The 25,819-nt window shown below is 65.1% G+C and carries 31 protein-coding genes, 1 tRNA gene and 1 pseudogene; 16 read left to right on the top strand and 17 right to left on the bottom strand.

Going from position 1 to position 25,819, the window contains the following annotated elements:
• Window positions 1-7: 7 nt before the first annotated feature.
• The 5 genes from ACVI1L_RS13300 to ACVI1L_RS13280 form a co-directional block, all read right to left on the bottom strand.
• Window positions 8-634, bottom strand: a complete 627-nt coding sequence (locus ACVI1L_RS13300) for an ATP-dependent Clp protease proteolytic subunit (protein ID WP_316395421.1) — start codon at window positions 632-634, stop codon at window positions 8-10.
• A gap of 55 nt (window positions 635-689) precedes the next feature.
• Window positions 690-1,046: an SRPBCC family protein gene (locus ACVI1L_RS13295; protein ID WP_456783074.1), complete on the bottom strand. Its 357-nt coding sequence runs from the start codon at window positions 1,044-1,046 to the stop codon at window positions 690-692.
• Window positions 1,043-1,357: an ArsR/SmtB family transcription factor gene (locus ACVI1L_RS13290; RefSeq protein WP_016841428.1), complete on the bottom strand. Its 315-nt coding sequence runs from the start codon at window positions 1,355-1,357 to the stop codon at window positions 1,043-1,045. Before ACVI1L_RS13290 ends, ACVI1L_RS13295 begins: the two co-directional genes overlap by 4 nt.
• A gap of 178 nt (window positions 1,358-1,535) precedes the next feature.
• On the bottom strand, window positions 1,536-2,855 hold the full coding sequence (locus ACVI1L_RS13285; protein WP_456783073.1) for an ammonium transporter: 1,320 nt from the start codon (window positions 2,853-2,855) through the stop codon (window positions 1,536-1,538).
• A gap of 147 nt (window positions 2,856-3,002) precedes the next feature.
• A complete protein-coding gene (locus ACVI1L_RS13280) occupies window positions 3,003-3,341 on the bottom strand; it encodes a P-II family nitrogen regulator (protein ID WP_028335836.1) in 339 nt (112 codons plus the stop codon).
• A 330-nt stretch (window positions 3,342-3,671) separates the two neighbouring features.
• Between ACVI1L_RS13280 and ACVI1L_RS13275 the strand changes: the two genes are divergently transcribed.
• Complete coding sequence (locus ACVI1L_RS13275) at window positions 3,672-4,562, top strand: DUF4339 domain-containing protein (protein ID WP_316395419.1); 891 nt, start codon at window positions 3,672-3,674, stop codon at window positions 4,560-4,562.
• Between the two features lie 87 nt (window positions 4,563-4,649).
• Here the strand turns inward: ACVI1L_RS13275 and tesB are convergent, their stop codons facing one another.
• Window positions 4,650-5,513 (bottom strand): acyl-CoA thioesterase II, encoded by an 864-nt coding sequence (gene tesB, locus ACVI1L_RS13270; protein ID WP_016841424.1) that lies wholly within the window; start codon window positions 5,511-5,513, stop codon window positions 4,650-4,652.
• Between the two features lie 206 nt (window positions 5,514-5,719).
• On the opposite strand from tesB, the gene ACVI1L_RS13265 reads away from it, so the two are divergent.
• On the top strand, window positions 5,720-6,940 hold the full coding sequence (locus ACVI1L_RS13265) for a ubiquinone biosynthesis hydroxylase (RefSeq protein ID WP_076833641.1): 1,221 nt from the start codon (window positions 5,720-5,722) through the stop codon (window positions 6,938-6,940).
• Between the two features lie 101 nt (window positions 6,941-7,041).
• Here ACVI1L_RS13265 and ACVI1L_RS13260 read toward each other — a convergent pair whose 3' ends face one another.
• A complete protein-coding gene (locus ACVI1L_RS13260; RefSeq protein ID WP_018269337.1) occupies window positions 7,042-7,239 on the bottom strand; it encodes a Trm112 family protein in 198 nt (65 codons plus the stop codon).
• 46 nt (window positions 7,240-7,285) lie between these two features.
• Window positions 7,286-7,822, bottom strand: a complete 537-nt coding sequence (locus tag ACVI1L_RS13255) for a TetR/AcrR family transcriptional regulator (protein ID WP_253638238.1) — start codon at window positions 7,820-7,822, stop codon at window positions 7,286-7,288.
• Between the two features lie 92 nt (window positions 7,823-7,914).
• Between ACVI1L_RS13255 and ACVI1L_RS13250 the strand changes: the two genes are divergently transcribed.
• From ACVI1L_RS13250 to ACVI1L_RS13220, 7 genes and pseudogenes are all read left to right on the top strand, one after another.
• Complete coding sequence (locus ACVI1L_RS13250; RefSeq protein ID WP_253588408.1) at window positions 7,915-8,265, top strand: hypothetical protein; 351 nt, start codon at window positions 7,915-7,917, stop codon at window positions 8,263-8,265.
• Between the two features lie 11 nt (window positions 8,266-8,276).
• Entirely contained in the window at window positions 8,277-9,083 is an 807-nt protein-coding gene (locus ACVI1L_RS13245) for a crotonase/enoyl-CoA hydratase family protein (RefSeq protein ID WP_456783072.1), read from the top strand.
• Entirely contained in the window at window positions 9,080-9,502 is a 423-nt protein-coding gene (locus tag ACVI1L_RS13240; protein WP_456783071.1) for a PaaI family thioesterase, read from the top strand. Before ACVI1L_RS13245 ends, ACVI1L_RS13240 begins: the two co-directional genes overlap by 4 nt.
• A 149-nt stretch (window positions 9,503-9,651) precedes the next feature.
• A pseudogene (locus tag ACVI1L_RS13235) lies at window positions 9,652-11,281 on the top strand (sensor domain-containing diguanylate cyclase); the annotation flags it as partial.
• A 126-nt stretch (window positions 11,282-11,407) separates the two neighbouring features.
• The gene (locus ACVI1L_RS13230; protein ID WP_456785549.1) at window positions 11,408-12,199 is read left to right on the top strand and encodes a putative bifunctional diguanylate cyclase/phosphodiesterase; all 792 of its coding nucleotides are present in this window, start codon (window positions 11,408-11,410) and stop codon (window positions 12,197-12,199) included.
• Between the two features lie 221 nt (window positions 12,200-12,420).
• Window positions 12,421-12,717 carry a PepSY domain-containing protein gene (locus ACVI1L_RS13225; RefSeq protein WP_092081268.1) on the top strand — a complete coding sequence of 99 codons (297 nt, stop codon included), beginning with the start codon at window positions 12,421-12,423 and terminating at the stop codon, window positions 12,715-12,717.
• 10 nt (window positions 12,718-12,727) lie between these two features.
• On the top strand, window positions 12,728-13,285 hold the full coding sequence (locus ACVI1L_RS13220; protein WP_456783070.1) for a cytochrome b/b6 domain-containing protein: 558 nt from the start codon (window positions 12,728-12,730) through the stop codon (window positions 13,283-13,285).
• A gap of 100 nt (window positions 13,286-13,385) precedes the next feature.
• Here the strand turns inward: ACVI1L_RS13220 and ACVI1L_RS13215 are convergent, their stop codons facing one another.
• Window positions 13,386-14,060, bottom strand: a complete 675-nt coding sequence (locus ACVI1L_RS13215) for an LON peptidase substrate-binding domain-containing protein (RefSeq protein WP_028335846.1) — start codon at window positions 14,058-14,060, stop codon at window positions 13,386-13,388.
• Between the two features lie 30 nt (window positions 14,061-14,090).
• Window positions 14,091-15,011, bottom strand: coding sequence for a thioredoxin (gene trxA, locus ACVI1L_RS13210; RefSeq protein WP_026192069.1), 921 nt, complete (start codon window positions 15,009-15,011; stop codon window positions 14,091-14,093).
• A gap of 221 nt (window positions 15,012-15,232) precedes the next feature.
• On the opposite strand from trxA, the gene ACVI1L_RS13205 reads away from it, so the two are divergent.
• On the top strand, window positions 15,233-15,724 hold the full coding sequence (locus ACVI1L_RS13205; RefSeq protein ID WP_253638243.1) for an SRPBCC family protein: 492 nt from the start codon (window positions 15,233-15,235) through the stop codon (window positions 15,722-15,724).
• Window positions 15,725-15,884: 160 nt separating this feature from the next.
• A tRNA-Gly gene (locus ACVI1L_RS13200) sits at window positions 15,885-15,959 on the top strand.
• A gap of 157 nt (window positions 15,960-16,116) precedes the next feature.
• On the opposite strand, the gene ACVI1L_RS13195 is transcribed toward ACVI1L_RS13200, so the two are convergent.
• Window positions 16,117-16,383, bottom strand: a complete 267-nt coding sequence (locus ACVI1L_RS13195; protein WP_456783069.1) for a hypothetical protein — start codon at window positions 16,381-16,383, stop codon at window positions 16,117-16,119.
• Here ACVI1L_RS13195 and ACVI1L_RS13190 point away from each other — a divergent pair.
• From ACVI1L_RS13190 to ACVI1L_RS13180, 3 genes are all read left to right on the top strand, one after another.
• On the top strand, window positions 16,382-16,894 hold the full coding sequence (locus tag ACVI1L_RS13190; RefSeq protein ID WP_253638245.1) for a DUF2865 domain-containing protein: 513 nt from the start codon (window positions 16,382-16,384) through the stop codon (window positions 16,892-16,894). The genes ACVI1L_RS13195 and ACVI1L_RS13190 overlap by 2 nt on opposite strands.
• A 268-nt stretch (window positions 16,895-17,162) precedes the next feature.
• Window positions 17,163-18,440, top strand: coding sequence for a PQQ-dependent sugar dehydrogenase (locus ACVI1L_RS13185; RefSeq protein WP_076833625.1), 1,278 nt, complete (start codon window positions 17,163-17,165; stop codon window positions 18,438-18,440).
• A 194-nt stretch (window positions 18,441-18,634) separates the two neighbouring features.
• On the top strand, window positions 18,635-19,216 hold the full coding sequence (locus ACVI1L_RS13180; protein WP_076833623.1) for a c-type cytochrome: 582 nt from the start codon (window positions 18,635-18,637) through the stop codon (window positions 19,214-19,216).
• 106 nt (window positions 19,217-19,322) lie between these two features.
• Here ACVI1L_RS13180 and panE read toward each other — a convergent pair whose 3' ends face one another.
• From panE to ACVI1L_RS13160, 4 genes are all read right to left on the bottom strand, one after another.
• A complete protein-coding gene (panE, locus tag ACVI1L_RS13175) occupies window positions 19,323-20,243 on the bottom strand; it encodes a 2-dehydropantoate 2-reductase (RefSeq protein ID WP_456783068.1) in 921 nt (306 codons plus the stop codon).
• Between the two features lie 111 nt (window positions 20,244-20,354).
• A complete protein-coding gene (locus tag ACVI1L_RS13170) occupies window positions 20,355-20,960 on the bottom strand; it encodes a 2-hydroxychromene-2-carboxylate isomerase (protein ID WP_057021342.1) in 606 nt (201 codons plus the stop codon).
• A gap of 110 nt (window positions 20,961-21,070) precedes the next feature.
• A complete protein-coding gene (locus ACVI1L_RS13165) occupies window positions 21,071-22,420 on the bottom strand; it encodes an MATE family efflux transporter (protein WP_433994863.1) in 1,350 nt (449 codons plus the stop codon).
• Window positions 22,421-22,536: 116 nt separating this feature from the next.
• Window positions 22,537-23,121: a DUF2239 family protein gene (locus tag ACVI1L_RS13160; protein ID WP_168856115.1), complete on the bottom strand. Its 585-nt coding sequence runs from the start codon at window positions 23,119-23,121 to the stop codon at window positions 22,537-22,539.
• A gap of 131 nt (window positions 23,122-23,252) precedes the next feature.
• Here ACVI1L_RS13160 and ACVI1L_RS13155 point away from each other — a divergent pair, with 131 nt between their 5' ends.
• Window positions 23,253-23,918 (top strand): glutathione S-transferase family protein, encoded by a 666-nt coding sequence (locus ACVI1L_RS13155; protein WP_076833619.1) that lies wholly within the window; start codon window positions 23,253-23,255, stop codon window positions 23,916-23,918.
• 8 nt (window positions 23,919-23,926) lie between these two features.
• Here the strand turns inward: ACVI1L_RS13155 and ACVI1L_RS13150 are convergent, their stop codons facing one another.
• Window positions 23,927-24,355: a DUF1330 domain-containing protein gene (locus ACVI1L_RS13150; protein ID WP_253605651.1), complete on the bottom strand. Its 429-nt coding sequence runs from the start codon at window positions 24,353-24,355 to the stop codon at window positions 23,927-23,929.
• A gap of 102 nt (window positions 24,356-24,457) precedes the next feature.
• Between ACVI1L_RS13150 and ACVI1L_RS13145 the strand changes: the two genes are divergently transcribed.
• Window positions 24,458-24,793 carry a GIY-YIG nuclease family protein gene (locus ACVI1L_RS13145; protein ID WP_057021339.1) on the top strand — a complete coding sequence of 112 codons (336 nt, stop codon included), beginning with the start codon at window positions 24,458-24,460 and terminating at the stop codon, window positions 24,791-24,793.
• A 1-nt stretch (window position 24,794) separates the two neighbouring features.
• Here ACVI1L_RS13145 and ACVI1L_RS13140 read toward each other — a convergent pair whose 3' ends face one another.
• A complete protein-coding gene (locus tag ACVI1L_RS13140) occupies window positions 24,795-25,670 on the bottom strand; it encodes an SDR family oxidoreductase (protein ID WP_076833615.1) in 876 nt (291 codons plus the stop codon).
• Window positions 25,671-25,819: the final 149 nt, after the last annotated feature.

Raw genomic sequence — 25,819 nt, 5'->3', positions numbered from 1 at the left:
ACGAAGATCAACGCGGCACCGGATCATGTTTTTCGGCGGCGTCGCGTGCCGCAAAGACCTTGTCGATCAATCCCCATTCGAGCGCCTGCTGCGCGGACATGAAGTGATCCCGATCCAGGGTCCGTTCCACGTCGGCTTCGGTGCGCCCGCAGTGCTGCGCATAGAGTCGGATGATGCGCCGCTTGGTCTCCTGCATCTCGGTGGCATGGATCAGGATGTCGGACGCCTGGCCCTGGAAGCCACCGAGCGGCTGATGCACGTGGAGGCTCGCATTCGGCAGCGCGGCGCGGTGACCGGGCTCGCCGGCCATCAAAAGGAACGACCCCATCGAGCGCGCCGTGCCCATGCACAGCGTGTGCACCGGCGCCTTGATGAACTGCATGGTGTCGTACATCGCAAGCCCGCTGGTGATCACGCCGCCATAGGAGTTGATGTAGAGGTTGATCGGCTTGTTGGGGTTGTCGGCTTCGAGGAACAGCAGCTGCGCGCAGACCAGGCCGGACATCGCATCATTGACCTCGCCGTTCAGGAAGATGATGCGCTCGCGCAGCAGCCTGGAATAGATGTCGAAGGAACGTTCGCCGCGGCTCGACTGTTCAACGACCATAGGGACGAGTTGCATCATGTCGCGCATCGGCGACCTCCATTGCTGCAGGTGATGAAGTTTCAGCGGGTGACGAGGTTTGTGATCAGGCCGCGCGCATCATTGTGCGGTTGTTGCTGTTGGCCGGTTGCGGCTGTTTTGTCCTGATGTCGCAGGCTTGCTGGATGATGCGAAACCTTGTGCCGCCGGCCTCGTTCGGCTCGATCCGGAAGGTGACATGGCTTTCGCGAAACGGCGGCTCGGACTCGCGCAGCCGGAAGCGCACCTCTTCGCCAGCGATCGATGACAGGGGTTCAGCGTCCGCGAGATCGCAATCCGGGAGCCAGCGTTCGCGCAGAGCCGGAATGGTCACCGCACGCCATACTTTTTCAGGCGGTGCATCGAGCTCGTATTCGAGCATCAGGTCGGCGTCGGCATGATCAGGCTCAACTGTGTCGCTCATTGATCCATGTCCTTCAGCAGATCGGAGAGCGCTTCGATGCGCTTCGGCCAATAGGCGCGGTAGCGGGCAAGCCAGGTCCCGATGCTGGCGATGCCGTCCGGGTCGACCTCATAATTCACGAAGCGGCCCTGTCGCTGCTCGCGCACCAGCCCTGCCGCGCGCAGCACCGCCAGATGCTGCGACATCGCCGGCTGGCTGATCTCAAGTCCGTCGCGCAAGGCGCTGGCGTTCAGGCTGCCGCCGGCCAGCTTCTCAAAGACCTTGCGGCGGGTCGGATCGGCCAGCGCCTTGAAGATGTCGGTGTCGACCATGACGACACATAAGCATACACTTATGTGTCGTGCAAGCCCGAACCTTGCTCGCGCAGTACTTCGTGACGTCGCGGCGCTCGGGTCCTTTGCATGGGGTTGTTTTACAAATTCGCCCTCGCGGTGGCCGGTGTCGTCGTCCTGGCCCCGTGAGTCCGGCTGCCACCGCCGCCTCGGCTACTTACTGCAGCGCCTCGCCATGCTGGGAGATGTCGAGACCTTCGAGCTCCTGCTGCATCGAGACGCGCAGCGGGACGAAGGCGCTGACCAGCTTGAGCAGCACGAAGGTGACGCCGCCGCACCAGACAAAGGTGACCGCGACGCCGTAGAGCTGGATCAGCAGCTGCTTCGGATTGCCCTCGAGCAGGCCGGACGTGCCGCCGATCGCCGAGGCCGCGAACACGCCGGCAAGCAGCGTGCCGGTCAGGCCGCCGATGCCGTGCACGCCGAACACGTCGAGCGAGTCGTCATACTTGAAGCGATGCTTCAGCCAGGTGCAGGCCCAGAAGCAGACCAGGCCGGCAATGATGCCGATGACGACGCCGTGCCACGGCGCGACGAAGCCGGATGCCGGGGTGATGGTGCCGAGTCCCGCGACTGCACCCGAGATCATGCCGAGCACCGACGGCTTGCGGCGCGTCGCCCATTCGATCGCGCCCCAGGTCAGCGCGCCGGCGCAGGCCGCAAGATGGGTGGCGGTGATCGCCATCACCGCGCGCGAATTGGCCGCGAGTGCCGAACCGCCGTTGAAGCCGAACCAGCCGACCCAGAGCAGGCCGGTGCCGACCACCGCGAGCGACAGATCGAACGGTGAAAGATTGTCATGGCCATAGCCGTGGCGGGTGCCCATCACCTTGGCCGCGACCAGGCCGCTGATGCCGGCGGAGAGATGCACCACAAGACCGCCGGCGAAATCCAGCACGCCCGCTGATGCGAGGAAGCCGCCGCCCCACACCCAATGCGCCAGCGGCACATAGGCGAAGATGAACCAGCCGATCGAGAACAGCACATAGGCGGAGAACCGCATGCGGTCGGCGACCGAGCCTGCGACCAGCGCCACCGTGATGATCGCGAACGTCATCTGGTACAGCATGAACAGCGCTTCGGGGATGGTCTTCGCCGCCGGATTGATGCTGTCCATGGTGATGCCGGTCAGGAACCAGCGATCGAGCGAGCCGAGCCAAGGACCGTCGCCGACGAAGCTCAGCGAATAGCCGAAGGTGACCCAGAGGATCGAGACGAGCGCAACGGCGGTGAGGCTCTGCGCCATCGTCGCCAGCACGTTCTTCTTGCGCACCATGCCGGAGTAGAACAGCGCCAGTCCGGGGATCGTCATCATCAGCACCAGCGCGGTGGCGACGATCATCCAGGCGGTGTCGGCGGCGTTGACGCCGGCGCTGGATGCCGAGTCTTGCGCGAAGGCCGGCGTGGCTTGCGCGAACAGGATTGCAGCAGTGATCGGCGCAGCTGATATCGCTGCACGAAGAGCTCGTGCCCCCATCATCATTCCCCGGCGGTCGTCGTTTCTTGGTGTGCGGTTGTGGCGTGCGCCGGCGTCGTTGCCGGCGATGATCTCGATCGTTTTGTTTGGGCATGATATCCGCGCAAACGCTTTCCGCGTTTGTCGCGAGGGATCAGGCTCCAGGGTTCAGAGCGCGTCGTTGTCGGTCTCGCCGGTGCGGATGCGCAGCGCATGATCGATCGGCGTCACGAAGATCTTGCCGTCGCCGATCTGGCCGGTGCGGGCGTGCTCGGTGATGACGCTGACCGCCTTGTCGGCGAGCTCGGTATCGACGGCGATCTCGATCCGAAGCTTGGGCAGGAAGTTCACGACATATTCGGCGCCGCGATAGATCTCGGTGTGGCCCTTCTGGCGGCCATAGCCCTTCACCTCGGTCACAGTCATGCCGTGGACGCCGATCGCGGTCAGCGCCTGGCGCACCTCATCGAGCTTGAACGGTTTGATGATCGCGACGACGAGTTTCATGGTTCAGGCCTTCATTCCCTTGAGGTTTTCCGTGTGCGCCCGTCCCGGAGCGGCACTTGCCGTCCCGCGAGCCGGCACCTGCTGCCTCCCGGAGCGGCAATTTGCCATCCCCGAGCGGCACTTCGCGTCCGCCAAATCTGGCAGCTTTCTGGGCAAATGGCATAAAAAACTTGCAGGTTGAAGCGGAAAACATGCGCAGCGCGTGTGCTCCCTCACTGTACGGAATGGAAACGCTCGGCCACAATGTGGCTTTCCCGCCCCGGCCAGCGCTCTTGCTGGTTCGTTTCGCCTATCGCGTGTCCCTGTGCGCGCGCCCCGAGGAAACAAGAAATGTCGAACCGAAACTGGTTTTATGCATCCGAAGGCCAGCAAAAGGGCCCCCTGCCTGAAACCCAGCTCCGCGACTTGATCACCCGGGGCACGGTGGGGGCCGACACCCTGGTGTGGACCGAGGGCATGGCCGGCTGGCAGAAGGCCGGGGAGATTCCGGGCCTCGTCCCGAGCGCCGGCGCGCCGCCGGTATTTCCGCAAGCCGGCGGACCGCCGCCGGTGGTGGCGTCCGGAAGCTATAGCGGCGGCACGCTGTCCGCCGACTTCCCGATCTGGGGCCTGTTCGGCCGCAGCCTCCTGATGTTCATCGGCCAGATTCTCGTCATCCCGGCGCCGTGGACCGCGACCGGCCTGTACCGCTTTGCGATCCCCTATATCCGCGTGCCGGGCCGGCCGCATTTCGCCTTCACCGGGCAGCCGCTCGACATCTGGTGGGTCTTCATCGTGCTCGGCCTTCTGACCTATGCCGGCGTGGCCGACAGCAACATCGTGACGCTGCTCTCGCTGCTGTTGCAGGGCTTCCTGAGCTGGATGATCGTGCGCTGGATCATCGGCCATCTCAGCTCGAGCGGCCAGGACCTGCCGATCTCGTTCAAGGGCAGCCCGGTCGCCTATGTCGGCTGGTACGTGGCGATGGTGGTCTCGGCCATCACCATCATCGGCTGGGCCTGGGTGCTGACCGCCTGGATGCGCTGGATCTGCCGCAACATCGACGGCACGCGCCGCGAGGTCAGCTTCAATGCGTCCGGCATCGAGGTGCTGTGGCGAACCATCGTGTTCACCATCGCCTGCGGCTTCCTGATCCCGATTCCGTGGGTGCTGCGCTGGTACGGCAACTGGTTCGTCTCCCAATTCGCGCTGACCGAGCGCGGCGCCTACGCCGGCCAGTAAGCGCGATCTCATCGTGCCCACCGGCTCCGTTCGAGCGTGAGGCCTCCGGAAACCGCTCCGCGCTTTTTCCGGATCGCGCTGTGAGCGCTACGCCTTTCGCTCGCGCACCGATCCTTCCTGCGCGACGGACGCCACCAGCGTGCCGTCGGGCTTGAAGATCAGGCCGCGTGTCAGGCCGCGGCCCGACTGCGCGCTCGGCGAATCCTGCGCGTAGAGCAGCCATTCGTCGGCGCGGAACGGGCGATGAAACCACATCGCGTGATCGAGGCTCGCAGGCATCATGCGCTTGTCGAACAGCGTGCGGCCGTAGCGCGCCATCACGGCATCGAGCAGCGAGAAATCCGACGCATAGGCGAGCGCGCACAGATGCAGCGCGGGATCGTCGGGCAGCTTGGCGGCGGTGCGGATCCAGACATGGATGCGGCCGTCGTCGATCTTCTGGCCGAAATAACGGCCGAGCTCGACCGGGCGCAGCTCGATCGGCCGGTCGCTCTCGTAATAGCGGCGGATGAACTCCGGCATCTCCTTGAACATCGGCTGCTTCGACACTTCCTCCGCGGTCAGCTTCTCCGGCGGCGGCACGTCGGGCATCTTCTCCTGATGATTGAAGTTGCTCTCCTCCTCGGCATGGAACGACACCATGATGGAGAAGATCGCGTTGCCGTGCTGGATCGCGGTGACGCGGCGGGTGGTGTAGCTCTTGCCGTCGCGCAGCCGCTCGACCTGGTAGATGATCGGGATCTGCGGATCGCCGGGCAGAATGAAGTAGCAATGGATCGAGTGCGGCAGCCGGCCCTCGACGGTGCGGCAGGCCGCCACCATTGCCTGGCCGATCACCTGGCCGCCGAACACGCGCTGCCAGCTCGTCTTCGGGCTGTTGCCGCGGAACAAATTCACCTCGAGCTGCTCGAGATCGAGGATGGACAGCAGGTCGATCAGGCTCTTGGACATCGGCGGCTTTCGGTTTGACTTGAACGGTCATTCCGGGGCACGGGCAAGCGTGAACCCGGAATCTCGAGATTCCGGGTTCGATGCTGACGCATCGCCCCGGAATGACGTCCGTTAGGTTCGTGACCTTGTTTCTGGCCCCTGTTTCGCCCAGCTATTATCAGGTAGCAAGCATAGTCTGAGAGCGTGAGGCGCGTAAGGGAAGGGCAATGCCGGCACAGCGAAGTATTGTCATCTGCGGGGGCGCATTTGCAGGGTTGGCGCTGGCCGTGGCGCTGCGCCAGGGGCTCGGGCCCGACATCCCGGTCATCGTGGCCGATCCGGCGCTGAGCCAGCGCCCGAGCCGCGATCCGCGCGCGACCGCGATCGTGGCGGCCTGCCGGCGGCTGTTCGAGACCCTCGGCGTCTGGGGCCAGGTGGCGCCGACGGCGCAGCCGATCACGGATATGGTCGTGACCGACTCCAAGCTGGAGGACGCGACGCGCCCGGTATTCCTGACCTTCGCCGGCAATGTCGCGCCCGGCGAGCCGTTCGCCCATATGGTCGAGAACCGCTATTTGATCGATGCGCTCGCGAGCCGTGCCGAAGCCGAGGGCGTCGAGCTGCGCGCCGCCGCGGTGTCGAGCTTCGCGTCGCGGCCCGACGGCGTCAGCGTTACGCTGGCCGACGGCACCGTGATCGATGCGAGCCTGCTGGTTGCCGCCGACGGCGCCCGCTCGAAGCTGCGCGAGCGCGCCGGGATTGCGACCCATGGCTGGGACTACGACCAGTCCGGCATCGTGGTCACGGTCGGGCACGAGCGCGAACATCACGGCCGCGCCGAGGAGCATTTCCTGCCCGCCGGGCCGTTCGCGATCCTGCCGCTGACCGGTAATCGCTCGTCGCTGGTGTGGACCGAGACGCGCAACGATGCCGCGCGCATTGTCGCGTTGAACGAAGAGCAATTCCACGCCGAGCTCGAGCAGCGCTTCGGTCTGCATCTCGGCGAGATCAAGCCGCTCGACAAGCCGCGCGCCTTCCCGCTCGGCTATTTCGTCGCGCGCTCGTTCATCGCCGAACGGCTGGCGCTGATCGGCGACGCCGCGCATGTGATCCATCCGATCGCGGGGCAGGGGCTCAACATGGGCCTGAAGGATGTCGCTGCGCTCGCCGAGGTCGTGGTCGATGCGGCGCGGCTCGGCATGGACCTCGGCCAGGCCGACGTGCTCGAGCGCTACCAGCGCTGGCGCCGCTTCGATACGATGGCGATGGGCGTCGCCACCAACTCGCTGAACTTCCTGTTCTCCAACGAATCGACGCTGCTGCGCACCGTGCGCGACATTGGCCTCGGGCTCGTCGATCGCGCGCCGCCGCTGAAGGAGATGTTCATCCGCCAGGCGGCGGGACTGTCAGGCGAGGTGCCGCGGCTGCTGAAGGGCGAGGCGCTTTAGCCCTCGTAACCCGGATGAAGCGAAGCGAAATCCGGGGCCGGCCTTTCAGCGGTGCGACTTCCCCGGATTTCGCTGCGCTCCATCCGGGCTGCGCGCTGACATCAATCGATCTTCCTCGCCTCTTCCGGCAGCATGATCGGAATGCCGTCGCGGATCGGATAGGCGAGCTTGGCGGAGCGCGAGATCAGCTCCTGCCGCGCGGCGTCGAATTCCAGCGGCCCCTTGGTGATCGGGCACACCAGGATTTCGAGCAGTTTTGGGTCGGCAGTGCTCTCGAGATGGTCGGTCGTGGAATTCATGGGAGTCTCCGGCTCGCCGTGATGTAGCACATCCAAATAAGCGCTGTCAGCGTTTGGCAATCCGCAGCAATTCGTCGATCGCGGCCTGCTGACGCGGCTTCGGCAGCGCCTGCTCGGACAGCGCGTAGCCGATGAACGCCCAGTAGAAGATCTGCGCGCGGCCGCGCGCCACGTCGTCCGGGAATCCGGCCTGCCGTAGCAGGGTTTCGATATAGCCGATCCGGCGCTCGTCGACCTCGAGCACGGCGGCGCGCGCCACGGCATCGGCGGTGGCCCAGCTGCGCACCGCGCGTTCCAGCGCCAGCCGCGCCGAGAAGGCACGGCGCAGCAACAGCGCCAGCGCGTCGCCGCCCTCCGGAATGGTCTCGAGCTCGGCGATCACCTGCTCGGCCGCGACCTCGCGCCAATGGGTCAGGATCGCGGCGCGGTAGGCGCCGATGTCGGCGAAATGCCAGTAGAAGCTGCCGCGCGAGACGCCCATGGCCTTGGCCAGCGGCTCGGCCTTGAGCGCCGTGAAGCCGCGTCGCGCCAGCGTCTTCAGGCCCTGATCGAGCCAGTCCTTGACCGAGAGCTGTTCCGTCATGGTTCCCCGTCCCGCCGCCACCATACACAAGTGTATTGACAGGCGCCAGCGGCCGGTATCATATCCATACAGTAGTGTATGGAGGCATCGCGATGCGTGATCTTTTGCTGCAGGGCGCCGGCGTCGTCGCCATTCTGGTCAGCCTGATCCATGGCGTGCTCGGCGAGACCAGGATATTCGCGCGCGCCACCGTCGAGCCGCCGCGGCTGCGGCTCTTGCTCCGCCTGGTCTATCAGGCCGGTACCATCGCCTGGATCGGCGGCGGCGTGCTGCTGATCGCCGCGCCCGCGATGGCCTCCGATGCCGCGCGGCACTGGATCGTGGCGACGCTCGGCGTCGTGTTCGGCATCGCGGCGCTCGCCAACGCGGTGGCGACCCGCGGCCGCCACTTCGGCTGGATGGCGATGAGCGCCGTGGTGGCGCTCGCCGCCGCCGGCTATTAGCGAGGACGACCATGACGACTGATCGCATTAGCCTCAACATCGCCGATGGCGTCGCGGACGTCAGGCTCAACCGCCCCGACAAGCTCAATGCGCTCGATCCGCCGATGTTCGCCGCGATCGCCGAAATCGGTGCGCAGCTCGCGGACAACCGCAGGCTCCGCGCCGTGGTGCTCTCGGGCGAAGGGCAGGCCTTCTGCGCAGGCCTCGACATGGAGCGTCTGGTCGCAACGACGACGGGCGAATCCATCCTGCCCTTCGCGGATCTCGGCCAGCGGACCCACGGCATTGCCAACTTTGCGCAGCATCTGGCGTGGCTCTGGCGCGAGTTGCCGGTGCCGGTCATCGCTGCCGTCCACGGCATCGCCTTCGGCGGCGGCTTTCAGCTGATGCTTGGTGCCGACATCAGATATCTCGCACCCGGCACGCGCCTTGCGATCATCGAAGCCAAATGGGGGTTGGTGCCCGACATGGCCGGCACGCAGCTGATGCGTCATCTCGCGCGCGAGGATGTGGTCCGTGAACTCACCTACACCGCGCGCATCTTCTCCGCGGAGGATGCGCTTGGTCATGGCTTCGCCACCCGCATCGTCGAACAGCCGCGCGAGGCCGCGCTGGAGACGGCGCGCGCGATCGCGGACCGCAGCCCGGATGCGATCCGCGCGGCCAAGCGGCTGCTCAATCTTGCAGCCGATCGCGATGCGGCGACCGGACTCGCGGCCGAAACGGCCGAACAGGCGCTTCTGCTCGGCTCGCCCAATCACATCGAGGCCGTCAGAGCGAATCTCGAACGGCGCCCCCCGCAATGGAGTTTTACATGACGACTGGCCCGGGCTTCGATCTCGAACGTCTCGTTGCGACCAATGCGTCGGCGGCCTTCAATCGGCTTGCCGGCTTTGAGATCGTCTCCACCGGCACCGGCACGGTGGAACTGCGGATGCCCTGGCGCGACGATCTCACCCAATATGCGGGTCACCTCCATGCCGGCGTGATCGCGGCGCTGCTCGACACCGCCTGCGGCTTTGCCGCGGCGTCGATCGCAGGTTCCGTCACGGCATCGCATTTCTCGATGAATTGCCTGAAGCCCGCGCTGGGCCGCTGCTTCATCGCCAGAGGAACCACATTGCGTGCCGGACGCAGGCAGGTCTTCGCGCGCGCGGAACTTTTTGCGGAGAACGAGCAAGGTGAGACCTCGCTGGTTGCAACCAGTGAAACCGTGCTCGTTCCGCTGCCAGGCTGAGCCGCGCGGATCGCGCATGACTGTGAAATTTATGGAGCCATCAATTTCGGTGCGGAATCGGCTTACGCGCGGATAACCATGCCACTGAAAGTTGCAGAATATTATCGAGAAGACAATTCAATCAGCCTAGCCTGTGCGCACGGACAACCATGGACCGACGCATGTTTCGTGTTCTTACGTGCCTTTCAGGTGAGCATGACTGGCGGCTCGTTCTGCTCGCCGGACTGGTCTGCTTCGTTGCCAGTATTGTGGCCGTCAATATTTTTCATCGCGCAATTGCATCGCAGGCGAGGACCCGGCTGATCTGGATTGCGATCGCGGGAGCCGCCATCGGCTACGGCATCTGGGCAACGCATTTCATCGCCATGCTGGCCTATGAGCCGGGAATCCCGACCGGCTACGGTATCGTCCTCACCGCGCTGTCGCTCGCCGCGGCGATGATGCTGACATCCGGCGGCCTCGGCCTTGCCGCCAGCGACTCCAGCCGCTGGCGCGCGCCGGTCGGCGGCGCCGTGATCGGAGCCGGGATCGCCAGCATGCACTATCTCGGGATGTGGGCGCTGGAAGTACCGGGCCACGTGGTCTGGTCGTTCGATCTCGTGGCGGCCTCCGTCGTGCTCGGCATGCTGTTCGGCTACGCCGCGCTGGCGATCGCAGTGCGCCGTCAGGACCGCTGGATGTCGCTCGTCGCTGCGCTGCTGCTGACGCTCGCGATCGTGTCGCATCATTTCACCGCGATGGGCGCGGTCGAGATCGTTCCGGATCCGTTGCTGGCTCCGGCGGCCCTGTCGCTCTCGCCTGCCTTCCTCGCCATCGTGATCGCCGGTGTGGCGCTGTCGGTGCTCGGGATGAGCCTGGTCGGCGTGCTCGCGGATCGCCGGCTGGCGCTTCGCACCCGCCGCTTCGAGGAGATCATCAGCCAGCTTTCGTCGGCGCGACAGCAGGTCGAGGCGTCGCAGAAGGCGCTGGAGGAGCAGAGGTTCCGGCTGGATACCGCGATCAACCACATGGGCGAGGGCCTCTGCATGTTCGATGCAGAGAAGCGCCTCGTCGTCTGCAACGATCGCTACGCCAAGATGTACCGGCTGCCGCCGGAGCTGCTGCTGCCCGGCACGGCCCATCGCGAGATCATCAGGCATCGCATCGCCAACGGCATTCTCAAGGGCGAGACCAGCGACAGTGCCGCGACGCAGGTGCTCGCGACACTGAACGCGCTCCCGGCCGGCGAGATCAACAGCCGGGTCGACGAGCTCGCCGACGGCCGGCTGATCTGCGTGACGCGGCAGCCGATGCCCGGCGGCGGCTGGGTGGCGACGCATCGCGACGTCACCGAGCAGCGGCGCTCCGAGGCCAAGATCACCTATATGGCGCAGCATGACGCGCTGACCGATCTGCCGAATCGCGTGCTGCTCAAGGAATGGATGGAGCGCGCGCTCTCCGGTGCCCGGTGCGGCGGACCGAGTCTTGCGGTGCTGATGCTCGATCTCGACCGCTTCAAGGACGTCAACGACACGCTCGGGCATCCGGCGGGCGATGCGCTGCTGAAGTCGGTGGCCGCGCGCTTGCGCAGATCCGTCAGTGATACGACGCTGGTTGCGCGGCTCGGCGGCGACGAGTTCGCGGTGATCGACCATGTCAGCGATCCGGTCACGGAAGCGGGCCTGCTCGCCGAGAAGATCAGGAAGGCGGCTCAGCGAGCCGATCGATCTCGGCGATCATCGGGTGACCACCACGACCAGCATCGGCATTGCGATCGCTCCGCGCGACGGCACCGATTCGGACGAGGTGCTGCGCAGCGCCGATCTCGCGCTTTACTCGGCCAAGAGCGGCGGGCGCGGCTCGTTCCGCTTCTTCGAGCCGGAGCTCGATCGGCTGCTGCAGGCCCGCCGCAGCCTCGAGCGCGACATGCGCAGTGCGCTCGCCAATGGCGAGTTCGAGCTGCACTATCAGCCGTTCATCCACGTCGCGAGCGGGGAGACCTGCGGCTTCGAGGCGCTGCTCCGCTGGCACCATCCGCACCGCGGCATGGTATCTCCGGCGCAGTTCATTCCGCTGGCGGAAGAGACCGGCCTGATCGTGCCGCTGGGGGAATGGGTGCTGCGCACCGCGTGTGCGGAAGCCGCCAAATGGCCGGGCGACCTCAAGATCGCGATCAACCTGTCGCCGGTGCAGTTCAGGAGCCCTGAGTTGGTCCCGGTGATCGTGCGCGCGCTGGCGAGTGCCGGAATTTCGCCGGAGCGCCTCGAGCTCGAGGTCACCGAAACCGCCATCATTCAGGACAGCGAAGCGGTGTTTACCGCGCTGAGCCAACTGCACGATCTCGGGGTGCGGATCGCGCTCGACGACTTCGGCACCGGCTACTCGTCGCTGAGCTTTCTGCAGAAGTTTCCGTTCGACAAGGTCAAGATCGACCGCAGCTTCGTGTCCGAGCTCTCGGGAGCGAGCGACGAGTCGCGCCGGATCGCGCGCGCGATCGTGCGCTTTGCCGTCAGCCTCGGCAAGACCACGACGGCCGAAGGCGTCGAAACCAGGGAGCAGCTCGACATCCTCCGCGCCGATGCCTGCGTGGAAGTGCAGGGCTTCCACTTCAGCCCGCCGGTGCAGAGCGAGAAGGTCGCACAGATGATCGGCGGGCGAACCCCGGCAGCGGCCGAACGGCCTACGGTCCGTCTTGCAATGGCGGGTGCCGCGTCCTGATCGATGGGCTGCGCCGGCGGCCCCGATACGCATGAGGCTTAAGGCCGCAGCACGCCTTCAAAACCGATCTGCGCGTGGAGCGCAAAGCCGTTTTGGCGACCGTTAGAATTCCTCTAAAGCCAGCCGTCGCGGCGCTTCCTTGACTTGGCAATCGCCTCAGCATTCTTCACGCATATGCCCTGCGCGAAGGCGTTGTGGGTATGATTGTCAACGGAGGGGATATGCGCGTGAGAGTGATTTCGAGTGCTGCGCTTGCAGCATGCGTCCTTGGGAGCGTTCTTGGGTTGACCGGATCGGCGGCGTTCGCCGACGGCTACAAGAATTGCACCAAACTCGACAAGGCGTCGTGGAAGCCGGCAAGCGAGGCCGAAGCCAAGGCCAAGGCGCTCGGCTACGAGGTGCGCCGGTCGAAAATCGAGGGCTCCTGCTACGAGGTGTACGGCGTCAAGGAAGGCAAGCTCTACGAGCTGTTCTACAGCCCGGAAGACCTCAGCCTGAAGCACACGATCGCGAAGTGAAGCAGGCGCGATGACGGAGGCGGCGCGGGGCGCCCGCGGCGCGACCAGCGTGCAGGTCTGGGACCTGCCGCTGCGGCTGTGGCACTGGGCGCTCGCCATCCACGTCCTGGTCGCCTGGGTGACGCCCAGCACCTATGACCGGCTGCACCGGCTGGCGGGTTATTCGGTGATCGCCCTGCTGGCGTTCCGGCTGATCTGGGGCTTTGCCGGCACGCGCTACGCGCGTTTCGGCAGGCTCGGCGTCCGCCTGCGCGCCGCGCCGCGCTACATCTGGAATCTCCGGCGCGGCATCACCGGGCGCTACATCGGACTCAATCCGGCGGGCACCGTGATGCTGGTGGCGCTGCTGTTGCTGCTTGCGATCTCGACAATCACGGGCGTGATGGAGGTCACCGTGACCTTCTTCGGAGTCTGGTGGGTCGAGGATACCCACGCCTATGCCTCGGATGCGGTCATGGTGCTGGTCGGGCTGCATGTGCTCGGCGTCGTCGTGGTCGGTTTGCTGCAGCGTCAGAACCTGGTGCGCGCGATGTTCACCGGCCGCAAGCAGCTGCGCAATCGTTCTTAAGCTGAAGCCGCACCGGAAGTTTACCTCTCCCCGACGGGGAGAGGTGGACGATCGCGGGCCGAGCCGATCCAAACAACAAACGTCTGATCCCGGTCGGTAGCTACTGCACCGGCGGGTCGCCCGAGGTGCGCTTCTTGGCGAGGTCCATTTCGGTGACCGCGATCAGGATCTCGGCGCGGGTCTTCAGGTCCGGCGCCTCGAGCATCGCCTGCTTCTCGGCGGGACCATAGGGCGACATCATCGCCAGCGCATTGACCAGCGCCTCGTTGGGCGCGGACTCGATACCTTCCCAGTCGACCTTCAGATTGTTGGCTTCCAGGAAATCGGCCAGCACTTCGAGCAGCGCCTTGCGGTCGACGGCCTCCTCACCCTTGCGCGCGGTGAAGTCGCCGGCGAAGGAGAAGAAGTCGACCTTGCACTGCCGGTACGGCGTCTGCACGGTCAGCTCCTCGACCACCTTGAAGCGCGCGACGCCGGTCAGTTCGAGGATGTAGCGGCCGTCGCCGGATTCGGCGAGCTGGGTGATGCGGCCGACGCAGCCGATCCGGAACAGGACCGGCTTCGCCTCTTTCTGCGAATGCGTCACGTCGGGCTGGATCATGCCGATCAGGCGATGGCCGTCGCGCAGCGCGTCGTCGATCATCGCGAGATATCGCGGCTCGAAGATGTTGAGCGGCATCTGGCCGCGCGGCAGCAGCAACGCGCCGGGCAGCGGGAACACCGGGATCACCTCCGGGAGCTCGCCGGGCCCGCGATATTCGGCATTGATCGGCATCTGCGGTCCCGCTGCTGTGACGGGCGTGCTTTACGAGAACAGGATGGTCGACAACCGCTTGCGCCCCTCGACGGTTGCCTCATCGGTGCCGCCCCACGCCTCGAAGAACTGCACCAGCTGCTTGCGCGCGCCGTCGTCGTTCCACTTGCGGTCACGCCTGACGATGGCGAGCAATTGCTCGGTCGCTTCCGTGCGCTTGCCCATCGCATTGAGCGCGGTGGCGAGATCGAATCGGGCCTGATGATCGAGCGGGTTTGCGGCGACTTTCTGTTCCAGCTCCGCGACCGGGCCGACCGCTTCCGCCTGTTCGGCGAGATCGATCGCCGCCTGCACCGCCTTCACCGCGGCGTCGTTGCGCTTGGATTCCGGAACCATCGCCAGCGTCTGCTTGGCCTGCTCCATCGCACCCGACGTGACGTAGCACTTGGCGAGGCCGGCGAGGGCCGCGATGTTGGTGGCGTCGTGCGCCAGCACCTCGGCATAGATCTGTGCGGCCTGGGCGGCGTCGCCCTCGGCAAGCACGGCGTCGGCCTCGGCCAGGATCTCGGTGAGATTGGGCTCGCCGGCGGCCGGCACGCCCTTGGTGATCTTCTCGATGAAGGCGTTGACCTGGCTCTCCGGCACCGCGCCCATGAAGCCGTCGGCGGGCTGGCCGCCCACGAAGGCGATCACGGCTGGGATCGACTGGATGCCCATCTGGCCGGGGATCTGCGGATGCTCGTCGATGTTCATCTTGACCAGCTTGACCCGGCCCTTGGCGTTGCGAACCGCCTTTTCCAGGATCGGCGTGAGCTGGCGGCAGGGACCGCACCACGGCGCCCAGAAGTCGATCATGACCGGCTGACGGCGCGATTCCTCGATGACGTCCTTGACGAAGGTCTGGGTCGTCGTCTCCTTGATCAGATCGGGCGCTGCCTCGGGCGTGGGGCCGCCCTGCTCCATTATCGTCACGTTGTCCTCGCCTGCTTCTGAGGTCGGAAATCCGGGGGCGTTCTAGCACGCCCGGAACGGCACGTTCAGCCGTTCTGTCAGCTAGAGCATGATCCCGGAAAAGTGGGAACCGGTTTCCGGGATCATGCTCCGTAAATGGCAGTCAGCCAGCAAAATTCAATCGCTTGGCCGCCCGTCCCGTTCCATCGGAGATCGGGTGGGTTGGTGCCGCGGAACGGCCGATGATGGCGATCATTCATGACAGCAGGGGAGCGCCCGTGGCAAAGGCCTATTACAGCACGGTGTTCGAGCAGCCGGCCGGCGAGGTCTGGAAAATCATCCGCGATTTCAACAATTACCCGGTCTGGGTCCATGGCGCGGGGACGAGCGAGATCGAGGACGGCAAATCCGGCGATACCGTCGGGGCCGTGCGCAATGTGCTGTACCGGGAGCGGCGGATCCGGCAGCGGCTGCTCGCGCAGTCCGACGTCGAACGCTTCCAGACCTACGAATTTGTCGACACCCCGACCCTGCCGGTGACGGATTTCAGCGCGACCCTGCGGGTAACCCCGGTGATCGACGGCGACCGGGCCTTTATCGAATGGTGGGCCGTGTTCGATTGCGACCCGACCCGCCGCGTCGAGCTGGCGCAGACGCTGGCCGGCTGGTTCGAGACCTGGCTCGAATCGCTCCGGGACGAGATGGCCCTGAGGCCGGTTCCGGCGGAAATCTAAAAAGAAATCGGCGGCGCAGCCGGTTTCGGCCGATTCGGGGTCAATTTTTAGAGAAACCGTGCGATTTCGTGAGGTTCGGACCGCGCTCTTGTGTTGCATTCACAGACAGCTTTTGGCATAGGTCTGCCGTTGTCGGCGAGCGATCGCCGCCATTTCGGATGCGGGTGTAGCTCAGTGGTAGAGCACGACCTTGCCAAGGTCGGGGTCGAGGGTTCGAGCCCCTTCGCCCGCTCCAAAACTTCTCGCTGACCGAGCTGACAGTCTGATGAAGGCCCGTTGATGAGGCCAGCCCACTGGCGCGGGCTTTTTGCTGTCCGGCCCAAGGTCGCATCTCCAGGCCGCGATCGCGAGGTCAAGATGCCGCGGCCCGCCGTGGCGGTTTCCGGCTTTTGTTAACCGGCAAACGTTGCATTCTCAAAACTGATAGAAATCTGTGGTTGTGTTGCCGTTGGAATGGCCACCGCCGGTTTTGCCGGCGCGGCAAGCGCGTGAACGATGTCGATCAGTTGGAAGCCGGCTCCCGGATTAAATCGCCGCTCGGCTCGCGTAAACATTGCTGCGCTGGTCATGCTCGTCGGCGTCTGGACATGTTCGGGCGCATCAGCGCAGCAATTGCCGAGCGACTCGGCGTATGCCCCGGCGCCCAGCTTCTCTCCCATGCCTGGCTTTGGGCCGGCGCCTGACCTCGAGCCGGCCGAACGGCCGCGAGCGCGGGTCTACATCACGACGCGGTCGCACCGGGGCGGCCAGCAAAATTTCTGCGTCAGGACCCGCGACGGCCGCTTCTTTCCGTTGCCGCGCGTCAGCGAGACGGCCGACGTCAAGGCATGCGAGGCGGCCTGTCCCGCCGCCGAGGTGAAGCTGTACTCCGGCTCCGATATCGACAGCGCCCGAACCGAAGCGGGCGAGACCTACAAGACGCTCGCCAATGCATTCCGCTTCCAGCGCGAGATGGTGCCGCAATGCTCGTGCAGCGCCGGCGCGTCCACCGGCCTGTCGCCGATTGCGATCGAGGACGACATGACGCTTCGCACCGGCGACATCATCGCCGCCGATGACGGCTTCAAGATCGCGGCGATCACGAGCGGGCAGCGGCGCAGCGTGTTGTTCAGGCCGCTGTCGAAGGCCAAGGCGCAAGCGCTCGGTCTGGCGCGCCTGTCGTCGCGATAGAGGCGATCACGAGCGTTAGCTTCATTCGAATATCACGCTGCGGTGCAGAATGCCTTGTTATCAGGCAGGCTGCTCAGGAAAATTTCGTCTCAAATATCGTCTCAACTAGTTTTGACGCAGCGCACACCGGCGGACGCGCTTTTCAGCGTCGATGGATGTGCTACCATTTTGCCGTCTGACCTACCTCACAGACCGCCACCATCATCTCTCAGGGCGTTCAAAATCAATAACAGGCAAGCTGCAACGGCTTGCGTAGGGGAGTGACGCGATGAAATCCGCTTTCAATCGATCAATACTTGCGTTCGCGGCGATCGTGCTGCTGGCGGGGACGACCTTCGCCAGTGCGCAGCAACAGACAGACAAGAATCGTGCGCTGAAGAAGTACGAATCGGGCACCAAGGAATTCTGGACCCATCCGCCGGACGACTGGTTCCTCGGCGACGAGACCGAAGCGCAGAAGGGCCTTGCCCCGCCGTCCGGTCCGCCGACCGGTGCGTCGGATTCCGAGCTCGCGACGATGATGAAGAAGATCAAGCTGCCGCCGGGCTTCAAGATCGAGGTCTATGCCTCGAACGTGCTCGCCGCGCGGCAGATGGCCTGGGGTGACAAGGGCACGCTGTTCGTCGGCTCGTTCGGGCTCGGCAACGTCTATGCGATCAAGGACAACAACGGCAAGAAAGAGGTCAAGACCATTCTCAAGGGCCTCAACATGCCGACCGGCCTCGCCTTCCGCGACGGCGCGCTCTACGTCATCGCGGTCGACAAGCTGATCAAGTACGACAACGCCGAAGCCAATCTCGACAATCTCGGCAGCGGCAAGGTGGTGTATGACGACATGCCGTCCTACGCGGCGCATGGCTGGAAATACATCGCCGTCGACAAGGAAGGCTGGTTCTACATTCCGTTCGGACCGCCCTTCAACATCGGCATTCCGCCGACCTCGGTGTCGCAGATCCGCCGCGTCGATCCGAAGACCGGCAACGCGGAAATCTGGGCGCTCGGCGTGCGCAACTCGGTCGGCGGCGACGTCGATCCACGCACCGGCAAGTACTGGTTCACCGAGAATGCCCGCGACTGGATCAGCGACGATCTGCCGAGCGACAAGCTCAACATGATCTCGAAGATCGGCGAGCACTTCGGCTATCCCTATTGCCACCAGGGCAACCTGCCGGACACCAAGTTCGCGATGGGTCACAAGTGCTCGGAGTTCACCCCGCCGGTGTACAATCTCGGTGCGCACGTCGCGCCGCTCGGCATGAAGTTCTATACCGGCAGCCAATTCCCGGCCGAGTACAAGAACAGCATCCTGATCGCCGAGCACGGCTCCTGGAACCGGCATAAGTACCAGGGCGGCCGCATCGTGAAGATCACCGCGAGCCCTGACGGCAAGAACGCCAAGCAGGAGATCTTCGCCGACGGCTGGATCGAGGGTGACCAGGGCTATCTCGGCCGTCCCGCCGACATCCTGCTCGACAAGGATGGCTCGATTCTCGTCGCTGACGACTGGGCCGGTGCGATCTATCGCATCAGCTACAGCAAGAAGTAACGGTTGAAACAATGCGGGGCTGCGGTGGCCGATCAGGCAGCCGCAGCCCCGTTTACGTGGTTCGGCAAGCCCAACGACGGAACAGACTCGTCATGCCCGGACTTGATCCGGGCATCCATCCAAACAAAAACCCTTCTGCAAGCCAGATGGATTGCCGGGCCAGGCCCGGCAATGACCCGTGGAGAAAACTGGCAATGCGTGTTGCGTCCTTTGCAATCCTGTTCGCGGCGGTGATCGCAGTTGCGTCGTCCGCCAATGCCGCCGATGTCGCCGCCGGCAAGGCGAAGGCCGAAATCTGCGCCGCTTGCCACGGCGACAACGGCATCTCGCAGACCGAGAACATTCCCTCGCTCGCCGGCCAGCTCGACCAGTACGTTCAATGGCAGCTGGTGTTCTTCCGCGCCGGCGCGCGCAAGAACGAGCAGATGCAGCCGATCGTCGAGCAGCTCAACAACGACGACATCCGCAATCTCGGTGCCTATTTCGCGTCGCTGACGCCGTTCAAGGGCGGCAAGGACGACAATCCGGACTTGTCCGAAAAGGGCAAGCAGGCCGCCGCCGGCCGCCGCTGCGCCTCATGCCATGGCGATACGTTTGCCGGTACCAAGGCGGTGGCCCGCATCGCCGGCCAGCGCGAGGAATATCTCGTCAAGGCGCTGCACGATTACAAGTCGGGCCAGCGCTCCGGCGGCGCCCAGGCCGCGATGGCCGATGTTGCCTATCCGCTGAGCGACGAAGAGATCACCGCGCTCGCGCATTATCTGGCGCATTTGTAGGTACGAAAAATGTGCGTAGCCCGGATGGAGCGCAGCGCAATCCGGGGCGCTCTATCTGCCGCGAGATGATTCCCGGATTTCGTTCCGCTCCATCCGGGCTACAAGATCACCCAGCCCGCTGCTTCTCATACGCCTTGAGATGCGTGTAGGCCGTGCGCAGCTTCGGCACCGGGATCTTGGCGGCGTCGGCGCGCACGATCAGGTCGCCGATCACGTGATCGGCCTCGACCGGCAGCCCCGCCTTGATGTCGCGGAACATCGATGCGGTCATCGGCGAGCCCTCGGTGGTCAGGAGCCCGCGGGTGCGCTGGAAGAACGGTCCGCCCGGGCCATGGCCGGCGTCGGCGGCGATCGCGCTGCATTCGTCGAGGATGCCGAGCAGGAAATCCTTGCCGCCGGGCGCGGCCAGGATGTTGCCGACCGAGGTCCGCATCAGGCTGGTGGAGGCGGCGAGCGAGGCCAGGAACACCCACTTCTCCCACATGTCCTGCATCACATGCTCGCTGGCGTTGGCGCCGTTGATCGCCGAGAAAGTTTCAGCGATCGCGCGCACCCGGTCCGACAGGCCTCCGGCGCGCTCGCCGAAGCCGAGCGACTGCATCGGCTGCAGCTGCACCACCTCGCGTTTCTCGTTCAGCGTCGCCGCGATCGCGCACAGGCCGCCGAGCACATGCTGAGCTCCGAACGTCTTGTCGAGCGTATCGAGATGCAGCATGCCGTTGAGCAGCGGGATGATCGCGGTCTTGTTGCCGACGGCGGGCGCAAAGGACTTGATCGCATCCTCGAGATCGAACGCCTTGCAGCTCAACAGCACGACGTCGAACTTGTCCGACAGCTTGTCGGCCTGCACGGAAGGCGGGTTGTTCAGCGTGACATCGCCGTTCGGGCTCTTGATCACGAGCCCGGCGGAGGCGAGCTCGGAAGCGCGGCGAGGGCGCACCAGGAAAGTGACGTCGCGGCCGGCCTGAAGCATCCGGCCACCGAAATAACCGCCGATCGCACCGGCGCCGACCACGAGAACGCGCATGGGAATTTGTCCTTCTTTGTTGTTGCCCGAGGAGGCGAGCGAATAGGGAGTAGCGAATAGATAAGGATACTGTTCGACTATTCGCTACTGGCTATTGGCCATTCGCTCATCTCACTTTCCCGATACCATTTCCTCGACTTCGCGCAGCTGCTCCTTGCCGAAGAAGATCTCGTTGCCGACGAAAAAGGTCGGCGAGCCGAACGCGCCGCGCTCGACGGCGGATGAGGTATATTCGATCAGCTTGGCCTTCACATCCGCGTCCTGTGCGCGGGCGAACAGTTTCGCGGCGTCAAGGCCGGAGGAGGCGATGGCTTTACCGGCGACCTCAGGATCGTCCATCTTCTTGGGCTCGACCCACATGTGGTGGAAGGCGGCCTCGATATACTTCTCGAACACGCCCTCAAACTGGGCGGCGACCGCCGCGCGCATCAGGTTCAGCGTATTGACCGGGAAAAACGGGTTCCAGGTGTAGGGCTTGACGTTGAAGCGCTTGAGAAAGCGTTCGGTCTCGATCTTCTGAAACTCCGGCTTGTTCCTGACGCCCGCCAGCGTCTCGGCCGGCGACTTGTTGTTGGTGGCCTTGAAGATGCCGCCGAGCAGGATCGGGACATATTCGAACTTGACGCCGGTGCGCTTTTCGATTGCCGGGATTGCTTCATGGCTGAGGAAAGCGTTGGGGCTGCCGAAATCGAACAGGAATTGCGGATTTTGGCTCACGGCGGTCTCTCCCTCGGCCTGTCTAGTTTGGGCTTATTTAGCATGGACCTGCTGTCGCAGGCGCCATCTGTAGAATATGATAGTCATCATGTGAGCCGCGGCGCGCGATGTCAAATCAGCCGCTTGATGGTCTGCTTGCGCCATACCAGGGCGTAATAGGCCATCTGCAGCACGAACATGGTTGCGAAGGTGACGGGATAGGCGATCCAGATGCCGCTGACTCCGATGGAGCGGCTGAGCAGGATCGCGACCGGCACCTCGACCACCGCGATCGCCAGCGTCGAGAGCAACAGCGGCATCCACACCGTGCCGCCGGCGCGCATCGCGCCCGAAAACACCGTCGCCATGCCGAACAGCACCATGCTCCACAGCACGATGTACAACAGCTGCTGCGCCAGCCCGAGCACGGCATTGTCGACGATGAAGAAGCCCATCAGCGGCCGCGCGAAGAGATAGCCGAGCACGACCAGCCCGCCGGTCAGCGCGAGATTCATCTCGATCCCGGTCCGGACGATGGCGCCGACCCGGGCGGAATCGCCGCGGCCGATCGCCTGCGCGCCGAAGATCGACACCGATATCGCGATCGAGATCGCCGGAAACTGCACATAGCCGATCACCTGGTTAACCGCGCCATAGGCCGCGGTGGCGTCCGAGCCGAAGCCGTTGACGAGGCCGAGCAGCACCAGTTCGGCGAGCGAGACCACCACCATGCCGATCGCGGTCGGAATGCCGAGCCGCAGCACGATGCGCAGCAGCGCGCCGTTCGGCCGCATCGCGCGCAGAAACGCGGCGTCGAAGGCCAGCGCATGGCGGTGCCGCAGCATATGGACATGCAGCCACAGCAGCGTGACCACGCCCGAGACCGCGGAGGCAACCGCAGCGCTGGCGACGCCGAGCATCGGCAGGCCGAGCCAGCCGCGGATCAGCGCCGGTGTCACCACCAGGCCGATGGCGGTCGAGACCGTCAGCGCAACCAGCGGCGTCACGGTGTCGCCGACGCCGCGCATCATCGCCGTCAGCAGCAGGAATGCGAAGGTGATGGGCATCGTGATCATCATGATCCGCGCATAAGCCGCCGCGGCGTCGAGGACGTCGGATGGCGTCGCGAGCGCGATCAAGAGCGGGCGGGCGAACAGGCCGCCGAGGACCGCGATCGCCAGCGCGAGCAGCAGCGTCACGGTCATGGTGGTGCCGGCGACCGCCTTCACCCGGTCGGGCTCGCCGGCGCCCCAGGCCTGGCCGATCATGACCGAGGCGCCGGCGCTCAGGCCGATCACGAAGGAAATGAAGAAGAACATCACCGGAAAGAACACCGAGACGGCGGCGAGCGCGTCGACGCCGATCATCTGGCCGAGATAGACGCCGTTGATGGTGCCGAACAGCGACTGCAGCACGTTGCTGAGCAGCATCGGCGCGAGGAAGGCGAGGAAGGCTTTGCGCAGGGAGGGAGGGTTGGACACGTTCAACTTCCAAAAATTGCGACGTCAGGGACGGCGGCGGACCAGGGCTGCGGTTCAGTTCGATCAGAACCGAATCGCCGGCAGGCCGGGCCGCCATCCATGTCACTCGAAACCAGTCAGTCCGCTTGATCGCTATAGGCGAGCCGGATCGCGTGATCGCGGATGTCGGCCGGCCAGTCCGCGATCAGCGTCGCAAAGCGGCGCCGGTCGTGGGCGAACAGCGCGCGGATCGCATCTTCATAGTTCGGCCGGTTGCCGGCCATGACAGTCATGAAGCGATAGGCGGCATCCTGCGCGCTGCGCGTGCGGTCCTTGTCGCCGCTTGAGCGCCGCGCCTCGTCGACCAGCTTGCGGATCGCAACCGACGCGCCGCCCTTCTGCTGCGCGAGCCAATCCCAATGCCGTGGCAACAGCGTGATCTCGCGCGCGACGACGCCAAGCTTCGGACGTCCCGGGCCGCGCGGCGCGGTCGGCGTCGGCTCCTCGTCGCGCGCAGGTGCGGGCTGCGGCAGCCGCGCCAGCACGTCGTCGACCGAGCCGCGGAAATCGATATCGACCAGCGCCGAGGTGCGGCCGTTGAACACCAGTATCGCGGCGTCCTTGCGTTGGTCGAGGTGTTGCTTGGCGGCGCGCGCAACCTCCGGGAGGTCGCCGGCCCCGATGCGGTGCTCGCCTTCGAACGCGACATAGGCAGGATTCATGGTAGACCTCTCAGATTGCGCGACATACTGGCCGGATAATTCTTGGCAATCGCGGCGCGTGGATCTCGATTTTCTGGTTTCCCGCTGGCACCAAACGTCGCCCGATTGCGCTGATCTTTCAGAGGATGCCCATGCTGACGGTTCATCACCTCAACAATTCCCGCTCGCAGCGCGTACTGTGGCTGCTCGAGGAATTGGGTGTGCCCTACGAGATCGTGCGCTACCAGCGGCAGCCCGACATGCGGGCGCCGAAGGAGCTGCGCGCGATCCATCCGCTCGGCAAGTCGCCCGTCGTCACCGACAACGGCCACACGATCGCGGAATCCGGCGCGATCCTCGAATACATCATCGCGACCTACGGCAACGGGCGCCTGATCCCGCCGGCCGATACGCCGGAGCGGCTGCGCTACACCTATTGGCTGCACTACGCCGAGGGTTCGGCGATGACGCCGCTGCTGCTGAAGCTCCTGTTCACGCTGATGCCGAAGCGCGCGCCGGCGCTGCTGCGGCCCTTGGTGCGCAAGGTATCCAACACGGCGCTGTCCACGCTGGTCAATCCGCAGCTCAAGCAGCACATGGCCTATTGGGAAGGCGAGCTCGGCAAGAGCGAATGGTTCGCCGGCAGCGAGTTTTCCGGCGCCGACATCCAGATGAGCTTTCCGCTCGAGGCCGCCGCGGCGCGCGGCGGGCTCGAGGACGGCCATCCCAAGTGTGTCGCGTTCTTGGAGCGCATTCACGCCCGCCCGGCCTATGCGCGGGCGCTGGAGAAGGGCGGGCCGTACCAGGTCGGCCGGTAAATACGCGGTCATCGCGGCAGCTCGACCAGCGGCAGCAGTCGCGAATCCGCCAGCGCCGCGGTGCGGTGTCCGATGCCGGCGAGATAGGCCTCCGCCACCGCGAAGGCGAGGAACGCGCCACGGCTCTTCTGCCGGATTAGCATCGCGCGGTCCCAGCGCTCGCCCTCCGGCCCGATCAGGAACGGGCCGCCTTCACCCATGAACAGGATATCGCCGCCGCTCTTCCGCAGATGCGGCAGCGTGTGCGCGACATAGCAGTCGTAGGCCTCCGCCCCCGTGATTGGCTGCGGCGGGGCGAGCTCCGGGCTTTGCGAATAGTCGGCGATCGCGCGGAAGCGCAACAAATTGAGCATCACCAGCTCGCCCGCGATCTCGCGCTGGGCAAAGTCGCGCCCGGCGTTCCAGGTCGGCTCGAGATAGCAGGCGGCGGTGTCCATGTCGGTGTCCCATCGAAGGTTGACGGCACTTTTTACCCGGGCATAATTGCGTTGTCAATAATACCCGGATATAAATAGCCCGACAGAACGACAGGAGTCACCATGAAGACCGAGGACCGCAAGCAAGCCATCGCCGACTACAAGAAGCGCGCGAGCGTCGCCGGCGTGTTCGCGATCCGTTGCCGCGCGACCGGTGAGGTTTGGGTCGGGCAGGCGCTCGACCTCGACAAGATCGAGAACCGCATCTGGTTCACGCTGCGGATGGGCAGTCATCGCAACGCCGAGCTGCAGCGCGCCTGGTCGGGGCATGGCGCGGACAATCTCTCGCTCGAAACGCTGGAGCGGATCGAGGACGAGGAGCTCGCCTATGTGCGCGACACGCTGCTGAAGGAGCGCGTGCAGCATTGGCGCGCGGAGCTGAATGCGTTCGCGGTGTAGCCTAGTGTGACGGCAGCGGCTGCACGGTGACGCCGGGCGGCGGCACGTCGTCGTCGGGCACGAAGAAGTCCGACATCAGCGGCACCGAGGGATCGACGCGGTAGCGCTCGAAGTCGCGGACGCCATTGGCATAGAGCACCTTGTCGTCGATGCAGAAATGCCCGGTGAATTCGCGCGACGGCCGGGTGATGATCGCGTAGGCCGCATCGCCCATGATCTCGGGCGTGCGGCTCGCGCGCATCATGGCGTCGCCGCCGAGCAGATTGCCGACCGCGGCGGTCGCGATCGTGGTGCGCGGCCACAGCGCGTTGACGGCAATGCCGGCCGATTTCAATTCGCCCGCGAGCCCGAGCACGCACATGCTCATGCCGAACTTCGCCATCGTGTAGGCGGTCGAGTGCTCGAACCATTTCGTCTTCATGTCGAGCGGCGGCGACAGCATCAGGATGTGCGGATTCTCCGCCTTCTTCAGGTGCGGGATGCAGTATTTCGACACCATGAAGGTGCCGCGGGTGTTAATCCCCATCATCAGGTCGAACCGCTTCATGTCGGTCGCCTGCGAATTGGTCAGGCTGATGGCGCTGGCATTGTTGACGCAGACGTCGATGCCGCCGAACTCGGCGACGGTCTGCTCGATCGCCGCCATCACCTGCGCCTCGTCCCTGATGTCGCAGAGCACCGGCAGCGCCTTGCCGCCGGCGGCGCGGACCTCGTCGGCGGCGGTGTAGATCGTGCCCTTCAGCTTCGGATGCGGCTCGGCGGTCTTCGCCGCGATCGCGACATTGGCGCCGTCACGCGCGGCGCGCAGCGCGATCGCCAGCCCGATGCCGCGGCTCGCGCCCGAGATGAACAGCGTCTTGCCTTTGAGCGACGTCATGAGAGCCTCCTGTGAGGGACGCACGAGACGATGGCTCCCTCTCCCCTGTGGGAGAGGGCTGGGGTGAGGGGTATCTCTCCACACGGTATACTGCATGGAGAGACCGCAACCCCTCACCCGGATTGCATCTGTCGATGCAATCCGGCCTC

Source organism: Bradyrhizobium sp. USDA 4516, from assembly GCF_054055915.1.
This window is presented reverse-complemented; position numbering and strand designations above follow the sequence as displayed.